The following is an 8,797-nucleotide window of genomic DNA, read 5'->3' on the forward strand; positions in this document are numbered from 1 at the left end:
GCGGGCGGTTAACAAGTACTCACAGGGTCAGAAGCGCCACGGGATAGCGGGCGAACAGCGTCGCGGTGCCGATGCGGCCGCCGGTGTACGTCTGGGAGGTGAGCAGGTCGGTCCAGGTGCCGTCCGGGAGGGGCACGGTGGTGTCGCCCCAGCCACGTTGCTCCAGTCCGACGGTGTGGCGGGTGGCCAGTGCCACGACGTCCGGCGCCGACCCTTGCCGTCCGCGAGCGAAGCCGATCAGATGCTCCGCCGCGGTCCCCGACGCGAACACCGGCGTGTAGGTCCCGCCGACGAAGCTGTCCGGACGTTCCCGGCGCAGGCGCAGAGCCGTGCGGACGATGTGCATCTTCGCGGCGCCCGTCGCATCGACGGGAGGAGTGCCGAGCCCCGCGAGCAGGCTCCGTCGTATGTCGTAGTCCACGGGACGGCGATTGTCCGGGTCGACGAGCGAGTCTTCCCACAGCTCGGTTCCCTGGTACACGTCCGGGATCCCGGGTCCGCACAGCTGCAGCAGCTTCTGACCGAGCGAGTCCGACCAGGCGTGCGGGGCAAGCTGGGTGCACAGCGAGCCGAGCGCCTTGCCGACGGTGCCGTCGATCACCGTGTCCAGCCAACTGTGGAGGTCGCGCTCGAAGTCCTCGTTCACGTCGTGCCACGACGTCCGGGTCCCGGCCTCGCGGACCGCCTTCTCCGCGTACGCGTGGACGCGCTCGCGGAAGTCGGGCACGTCGGCCGCGGCCCGGCCGTCGACCGGCCACACCCCGAACAGGTTCTGCCACAGGAACAGTCCGGTCACGGGATCGGGGCTGGGTGCGATGCGTTCCCACTGATCGACGCATTCGGCCCACAGGTCCGGCACTTGCGACAGGATGCCGATCCGGGCCCGGACGTCCTCCCCGCGCTTGGTGTCGTGCGTCGACAGCGTCGTCATCGCCCGCGGCCACCGGGTGGCTCGCTCGGCTGCGGCCAGGTGGAATTCGGCGGGGGAGACGCCGACGTTCGCCGGATTGCCGCCCACCTCCTGCAACGACACCAGCCGGGCGGTGCGGTAGAACAGGCAGTCCTCCACGGACTTCGCCATCACCGCGCCGCACACCTGCTGGAATCGGGTGGCCGCCTCACCGCCGGCGATCAGGGCGGCGCCGAGGGCAGAGAGTGCGTCGGACCAGTGCGGTTCACGCCGCAGGACGTCGCCGATCACCCGTTTCGCCAGCCCGGCCAGCGGACTGTAGTCGGACCGGTACACGGGCATGGCCGCGACGACGTCCACGACGGCGTCACGCAGGTCCGTATCGCTGCAGTCGGTGCCGGTTTCCGCGCGGATCGCACGGACGAGGCGCCGGACCTCCGGGGCGAGAATGGTTCCGGCGACGTCGCGTTTGATCGCGGTTTCGTGTTCGTGAATCCACGTCGCGTCACCCCGGTCACCCGTGCGGGACGCCGACAGGGCGGTGAGCGCGGGGGCTCCCGACGCGTCGACGAAGACGCCGCCGACTTCGGCCAATGCGTCGTAACCGGTGGTGCCCGCGATCGGCAGGTGGTCGTCCAGTGGTTCGGTGTGGCCGAGGATCTTCTCGATCACGAGCCACCGGTCCGCGCCGATCAGCCCGCGCAGCCGGTCGAGATATTCGGYCGGATCGGACAACCCGTCGGGATGGTCGATGCGCACGCCGTCGATCAACTCGTCCGCCACCCAGCTCCGCAGTTCGCGGTGCGAGGCCTCGAACACGCGCGGGTCTTCCTGACGGATACCGGCCAGTTCGCTGACCGCGAAGAATCGCCGGTACCCGATGAGACCGGAGTCCCACGGGACCAGGCGGTACGACTGCGCGTCGTGCACCGCCGTCGGCTCGGCGGCATCGGTGCCGGGGGTGATCGGGAAACGGTAATCGTAGAACGCGAGCAGAGGTTCGGGTCCCGAGCGGTCGACGGTCAGCGACTCGAGATCGGCGTCCGATCCGAGGACGGGCAGCGCGAGCCGGCCGCCTGCGCCGTTGTCGTCGCTCCAGTCGATGTCGAAGAACTCGGCGTACTCGGAGCGGCGACCGTGCGTGAGAACGTCCCACCACCACGGGTTCTCACGCGGATTCGCGACACCCACATGATTGGGGACGAGGTCGACGACGAGACCCATGCCGCGGCCCCGCACCTCCCGGGACAGCGCGGCCAGCGCCTCCCGCCCGCCGAGCGCGGGGGACACGCGGGTCACGTCGGTGACGTCGTACCCGTGGGTCGATCCGGTGGTGGCCGTCAGGATCGGCGACAGATAGGCGTGGGAGATCCCGAGGTCGTCCAGGTAGTCGGCGACGGCGGCGGCATCCGCCAGGGTGAAGCAGTCACCGCGCAGTTGCAGCCGGTAGGTGGACGTGATCGACATCGTCGTCCCCGGCTCAGGCGGTCCGGCGCAGCACGACCAGCGACCGGGCCTCGACCTGCAGCGGATCCCCGGCCTTGATCACCGCTTCCTTCGCCCCCGTCGGGACGGCGGTGTCGAGCACGACCGCCCACTCGTCGGCGTAATCGGAGTTCGGCGTGGAGAACTCGATCTCCTCGTCGTGCGCGTTGAAGCACAACAGGAACGAGTCGCCGACCACCCGCTCGCCGCGGTGGTTGGGTTCGGGGATGCCCTCGCCGTTGAGGAATACGGCCAGGGACTTCCCGAAACCGCTGTCCCAGTCCTCGGGGGTCATCTCCTCGCCGGCCGGCGTGAGCCACGCGATGTCGCGGGTCTGGTCACCGCTGCGGATGGGCGTGCCCTCGAAGAACCGGCGACGACGGAACACCGGATTCTTCATCCGCAAGGCGATCACCCGTTTGGTGAATTCGACCAGGTCGGCGTTGGCGTCCGCCAGCGACCAGTCCATCCAGGACAGTTCCGAGTCCTGGCAGTACACGTTGTTGTTGCCCTGCTGGGTGCGGCCCATCTCGTCGCCGTGCGCCAGCATCGGCGTCCCCTGGCTGAGCAGCAGGGTAGCCAGGATGTTGCGGCTCTGCCGCCCGCGCAGATCGAGGATCTCCGGGTCGTCCGTCGGTCCCTCGACACCGCAGTTCCAGGACCGGTTGTGGCTCTCGCCGTCGTTGTTGCCCTCGCCGTTGGCCTCGTTGTGCTTCTCGTTGTACGACACCAGGTCGTGCAGGGTGAACCCGTCGTGGGCGATGACGAAGTTGATGCTCGCGCCGGGGCGGCGCCCGGTCGCCTCGTAGAGGTCGGAGGAGCCGGTGAGCCGGGACGCGAATTCGCCGAGCGTCGCGGGTTCACCGCGCCAGTAGTCGCGGACGGTGTCCCGGTACTTGCCGTTCCACTCCGTCCACAGGCCCGGGAAGTTGCCCACCTGGTACCCGCCCTCGCCGATGTCCCACGGTTCGGCGATGAGCTTGACCTGGCTGACGATCGGATCCTGCTGGACGAGGTCGAAGAACGCGGAGAGCCGGTCGACGTCGTGCAGTTCACGGGCGAGCGTGGACGCGAGGTCGAACCGGAATCCGTCGACGTGCATCTCGGTGACCCAGTACCGCAGCGAGTCCATGATCAGTTGCAGCGTGTGCGGGTGCCGGGCGTTGAGACTGTTCCCGGTGCCCGTGTAGTCCATGTAGTGCTCGGCGTCGCCGTCGACGAGCCGGTAGTAGGCGGCGTTGTCGATGCCGCGGAACGAGATGGTCGGACCGAGGTGGTTGCCCTCGGCGGTGTGGTTGTAGACGACGTCGAGGATGACCTCGATGCCCGCCTCGTGGAACGAGCGGACCATCGCCTTGAACTCCGACACCGCGGCGCCCGGCTTCTCCGCCGACGAATACCCGGTGTGCGGGGCGAGGAAGCCGAACGTGTTGTAACCCCAGTAGTTCCGCAGCCCCTTGTCGAGCAGCGTCTGATCGTGCATGAACTGATGCACCGGCATCAGTTCGATCGCGGTGACCCCGAGGTCGACGAGGTGGTCGATGATCACCGGATGCGCGAGGCCCGCATACGTGCCGCGAAGCTCTTCCGGCACACCGGGATGCGTCGCCGTCATGCCCTTGACGTGGGCCTCGTAGATCACGGTGTCGTGGTACGGGTGTTTCGGTGCGCGGTCGGCAGCCCAGTCGAAGAACGGGTTGATCACCACCGTCGTCATCGTGTGGCCGAGCGAGTCGTGTCCGGGCAGTCCGGGCGCCGAGGTCTCCTCGGGTTCCGCCGCGAGCTCGGCCTCCGCCTCGTCCTCGGCCTCGATGTCGTCGTCCGTGTCGACGATCAGCGCGGCGTCCTCCGATTCCTCGGGGGCGGACTCGGCGGGCGCGTCGATGTCGTAGGAGAACAGGGACCGGTCTCCGTCGAATTCGCCGTCGAACGCCTTGCCGTAGGGGTCGAGGAGGAGCTTGCTGGGGTCGCAGCGGTGCCCGGCCGCGGGATCCCAGGGGCCGTGGATCCGGTACCCGTACCGCTGACCGGGAACGACGGTCGGCAGGTACGCGTGCCACACGTAACCGTCGACCTCGTCGAGGCGAATCCGCGTCTCCGTGCCGTCCTTCGCGATCAGGCACAGGTCGACCGCCTCGGCGACCTCGGAGAACAAGGAGAAGTTCGTCCCGGCTCCGTCGTAGGTGGCGCCCAGTGGGTAGGCGCTGCCGGGCCACACGGGAATGGGCGTGGTGCCGGTCGACTCGCTTGCTTCCATATCGAGAACACTAGCCCGCGTCGGCGTTGCTCTCAGCTCGACGAGATCGGGCTATCGGCCCGGGGCGGAGCTCCGTGCCGCAGCAAGCATTCCGGTTGTGATCTTCCGCACGTCGCCGGTGGTGCACACGTACGGCGGCATCGAGTAGATCAGGTTCCGGAACGGCCGCAACCAGACCCCGGCGGCCACCGCGGCGTCGGTGGCGGCACGCATGTCGACGGGTTCGGCGAGTTCGATCACACCGATCGCGCCGAGCACCCGGACCTCCCGGACGCCGGGGAGTTCCCGGGCCGGTGCGAGCCCCGATTCGAGCTCGCGACGCACGGCCTCGACCTCGCCTCGCCAGTCGCGCGACAGCAGGAGTTCGATCGACGCCACCGCGACGGCACWGGCGAGCGGGTTGGCCATGAACGTGGGACCGTGCATCAGCCCGCCGGCCTCCCCGGAGCTGATGGTCTCGGCGACGTCGGTGGAACAAAGCGTCGCCGCGAGGGTCATGTACCCGCCGGTGAGGGCCTTGCCGACGCACATGATGTCGGGGCGGGCGCCGGCGTGGTCCGCGGCGAACAGCTCGCCGGTGCGGCCGAAACCGGTCGCGATCTCGTCGAACACCAGCAGGAGCCCGTGCTCGTCGCAGATCCGCCGCAGCTCCGACAGGTACCGGGGGTCGTGGAAGCGCATGCCACCGGCGCCCTGCACCACCGGTTCGACGATGACGGCCGCCAGTTCGTCGGTGTGCAAGGCCACCAGGCGCTCGAACTCCGCGACGTACCGCGGGTCGAACTCGCGGGGCGGGGGTCCGGCGAAGACCTGCCGTGCCAGGACGTCCGTCCACAGGGAGTGCATGCCCCCGTCCGGGTCGCAGACGCTCATCGGGGCGAACGTGTCGCCGTGATACCCGCCGCGCCAGGTGAGCAGCCGGTGCCGCTCCGGCCTGCCGCGACTGCGCCAGTACTGCAGGCACATCTTGACGGCGACTTCGACGGACACCGAACCGGAATCGGCGAGGAACACCTTGTCGAGTCCGTCCGGGGTGATCTCGACGAGCAGCTGGGCGAGCCGCGCGGCCGGTTCGTGGGTGAGCCCGCCGAACATCACGTGACTCATCCGCCCGAGCTGCGCCGTCGCCGCCGCGTCGAGGACGGGATGCCGGTAGCCGTGGACCGCGGCCCACCACGAACTCATGCCGTCGACGAGTTCGCGTCCGTCGGCGAGAATGAGGCGGGTCCCGCTCGCCTCGGCCACCACGAGCGGGGTGGTCGAGGCGGGGAAGGCGCCGTACGGATGCCAGAGAAGCGAGGCATCGAGGGACGTGATGTCGTCGACGGACAGGCTCGGGGAGGTCACGGTCTCGACCCTAGCCACCCGAGGAAAACCGGGCCCACCCGGGTTGAACACCGTTCAAGTCGCGTATCGTGCCGGGGGTGAGTACCGACCGCACCTTCACCACCTGGCTCGACGACGTCGAGGACCAGCGGCGCGCCGCGGGACTGCGCCGCGAGTTGCGTCCACGCACGCCCGGCAACGCGCTCATCGATCTGGCGTCCAACGACTACCTCGGTCTCGTACGGCACCCGGAGGTGCTGCACGGCGCGATGACCGCGCTGCGCCGCTGGGGTGCGGGGGCCACCGGCTCGCGTCTGGTCACGGGATCGACCACCGAACACGAACTCCTCGAAACCGAACTCGCCGAGTTCGTCGGCGCCGACGCCGGGCTGGTGTTCTCCTCCGGGTACACCGCGAATCTCGGTGCCGTCACCGCGCTGTCCGGCGCCGGATCGCTGATCGTCTCCGATGCGGGCAGCCACGCGTCACTGGTCGACGCGTGTCGGCTGTCGCGGGCCCGCGTGGCCGTCGCACCGCATTCCGATCTCGACTTCGTCCGCAGCGCACTGGCCACCCGGCCGGAGGAGCGGGCGCTGGTCGTCACCGACTCGGTGTTCAGCGCGGACGGGGATCTCGCACCCCTCGTCGACCTCCACCGGGTGTGCCGCGAGCACGGCGCGTTCCTCGTCGTGGACGAGGCGCACGGTGTCGGAGTCCGCGGCGCAGGGGGCCGCGGACTCGTGCACGAGGTGGGTCTCGCGGGCGAACCCGACATCGTCGTCACGGCCACGCTGTCGAAGTCGCTGGCCAGCCAGGGCGGTGCGGTGCTGGCGTCGGAGAAGGTGCRCGCGCATCTCGTCGACGCCGCGCGCACGTTCATCTTCGATACCGGCCTGGCCCCCGCGGCCGTCGGCGCGGCACGGGCGGCCCTCGCCGTTCTGCGGCGTGAACCCCACCGTGCGGAGTCCGTCCTGGACCGTGCGCGGGATCTCGCCCGGTTCACCGGCGCCGGGACACCCGAGTCCGCCGTCGTCTCCGTGATCCTCGGCGACCCGCAACGCGCCGTCGACGCAGCCGCCGCCTGCCGGGAACAGGGCTTGCACGTCGGCTGCTTCCGGCCCCCGTCGGTGCCCGAAGGCACGTCGCGTCTGCGGCTCACCGCGCGCGCGACGCTCGATGAGGACGAACTGGCGCGGATCGAAGCCGTGCTGACGGACGTCCTGGTGGGAGCGTCGGCGTGAGCATCCTGGTGGTCACCGGCACGTCGACGGATGTCGGCAAAACGGTGGTCACGGCGGCGCTCGCGGCGGCTGCACATGAAGCGGGCCTGTCCGTGGCGGTGTGCAAGCCCGCGCAGACCGGCGTCGCCCCGGGAGAGCCGGGCGATCTGGTCGAGGTGACCAGACTGTCCGGTGTGACGGCGGTGGTGGAGCTGGCCCGCTACCCCGAACCACTCGCCCCCGACACCGCGGCCCGGCGCAGCGGCCTGCCGATGCTGCGGTGCGCCGACGTGGTCGAGACGATCCGCGCGCTCGACGACGGGCACGATCTGGTGCTCGTCGAGGGTGCAGGCGGCCTGCTGGTGCGGCTGGGCGCCGAGGGCTTCACGCTCGTCGATCTCGCGCTCGCCCTCGACGCACCGGCTGTCGTGGTCGCCGCGGCAGGCCTCGGCACGCTCAACCACACCGAGCTCACGATCCGGGCACTGTCGGCGGCCGGTCTCGCCTGCGCCGGAACGGTGATCGGGTCCTGGCCGGACGAGCCCGGGCTCGCCGAGCGGTGCAATCTCGACGACCTGCCCGCCGTGACCGGGGTCGACGTCGTCGGCTCGGTGCCCGCAGGCAGCGGACGCCTGGCCTCTGCGTCGTTCGGTGCGGCCGCATCCACGTGGTTCGACAGCACCTGGCTGAAGTCGACGCTCACGCGGCTCTGAGCTGGGGCGGTCAGGATTCGGCGRGCACCGACAGCACGTTTCCCGCGGGGTCGGTGAACCACGCGATGTCGGGACCGTTGCCGCGCATAATCCCCTTGTCGTCCTGATCGAAGCCGTCGTACCGCAGGAACCGGACCCCACGTTCGGTGAGCGCGTCGACGGCCTTCTCCACGTCGTCCACGGCGAAATTCAGGATGGTGAACGTCGCCGGCGTGTGGTCGGGCTTGGGATAGATCAGCACCACCGGCCCCTTCGGGAGATGCAGGCCCAGTAGTCCCATCTCATCCTCGGTGACCTCGAGGCCCAGGGTGTCGGTGTAGAAGGACTGGGCCGCGGCGATGTCGTCGACGGCGAAACCGCTGAATGCTCGCGCATTGCTCAACATGTCTGTTCTCCTTCCGTGCTGTCGGTCAGGACATCTCGGCCCGCGCCTGCGCGCTGAGCTGGATGATCTGGACGTAGTTGCCGTCGGGGTCCACGGCGGTGCCGAACCAGCTGCCGTCACGATCCTCGAGCGGGGACAACCACGTCGCACCGAGTTCGTCGATCCGGTGTGCTGCGGCGCGGGCGTCGGTGACCTCGACGTTGAGGAGTACGCGGCCGGGTTCGGGATTGGTGTCGCCGACGTCGTCGCGCCGGTCGAGCATGATGTAGAAGCCGTCGAAGTCGAGGACGTCGTAGCCCGGTTCGCCGGGGGTGCGTTCGACCTTCGGCGAGAACGCGGCGGTGTACCAGTCCCGCAGTCGGTCGGGGTGAGTGCTCGCGAGCAGGATGCTTCCGATCGTGGCGTCGGCCATGATGTCCTCCCGGTGGGTGTGCGTTGTCGGTGGTCCTGCAGATATGGACTCGGCCGCCCCGCGAAATTCATCGCAACGGAGTTTCCGAG

Annotated in this window: 7 protein-coding genes; 2 read left to right on the forward strand and 5 right to left on the reverse strand. The window is 69.5% G+C overall.

Annotated features, from left to right (window positions below):
• Positions 1-19: 19 nt before the first annotated feature.
• The 3 genes from treY to AC1D1G_RS21815 are packed head-to-tail and all read right to left on the reverse strand — an operon-like array spanning position 20 to position 5,999.
• Positions 20-2,377, reverse strand: coding sequence for a malto-oligosyltrehalose synthase (treY, locus tag AC1D1G_RS21805; protein ID WP_477953646.1), 2,358 nt, complete (start codon positions 2,375-2,377; stop codon positions 20-22).
• A gap of 13 nt (positions 2,378-2,390) precedes the next feature.
• Entirely contained in the window at positions 2,391-4,652 is a 2,262-nt protein-coding gene (glgX, locus tag AC1D1G_RS21810) for a glycogen debranching protein GlgX (RefSeq protein WP_283352550.1), read from the reverse strand.
• A 51-nt stretch (positions 4,653-4,703) separates the two neighbouring features.
• Positions 4,704-5,999 (reverse strand): adenosylmethionine--8-amino-7-oxononanoate transaminase, encoded by a 1,296-nt coding sequence (locus AC1D1G_RS21815; RefSeq protein ID WP_477953647.1) that lies wholly within the window; start codon positions 5,997-5,999, stop codon positions 4,704-4,706.
• 68 nt (positions 6,000-6,067) lie between these two features.
• Between AC1D1G_RS21815 and AC1D1G_RS21820 the strand changes: the two genes are divergently transcribed.
• Positions 6,068-7,219, forward strand: a complete 1,152-nt coding sequence (locus tag AC1D1G_RS21820; RefSeq protein ID WP_477953649.1) for an 8-amino-7-oxononanoate synthase — start codon at positions 6,068-6,070, stop codon at positions 7,217-7,219.
• Positions 7,216-7,911 carry a dethiobiotin synthase gene (gene bioD, locus AC1D1G_RS21825; protein ID WP_283352547.1) on the forward strand — a complete coding sequence of 232 codons (696 nt, stop codon included), beginning with the start codon at positions 7,216-7,218 and terminating at the stop codon, positions 7,909-7,911. Before AC1D1G_RS21820 ends, bioD begins: the two co-directional genes overlap by 4 nt.
• Positions 7,912-7,921: 10 nt before the next feature.
• Here the strand turns inward: bioD and AC1D1G_RS21830 are convergent, their stop codons facing one another.
• Positions 7,922-8,296 carry a VOC family protein gene (locus tag AC1D1G_RS21830; protein WP_477953650.1) on the reverse strand — a complete coding sequence of 125 codons (375 nt, stop codon included), beginning with the start codon at positions 8,294-8,296 and terminating at the stop codon, positions 7,922-7,924.
• A gap of 25 nt (positions 8,297-8,321) precedes the next feature.
• Positions 8,322-8,708: a VOC family protein gene (locus AC1D1G_RS21835; RefSeq protein WP_280782534.1), complete on the reverse strand. Its 387-nt coding sequence runs from the start codon at positions 8,706-8,708 to the stop codon at positions 8,322-8,324.
• Positions 8,709-8,797 lie beyond the last annotated feature (89 nt).

Source organism: Rhodococcus sp. P3_B8 (assembly GCF_056402775.1).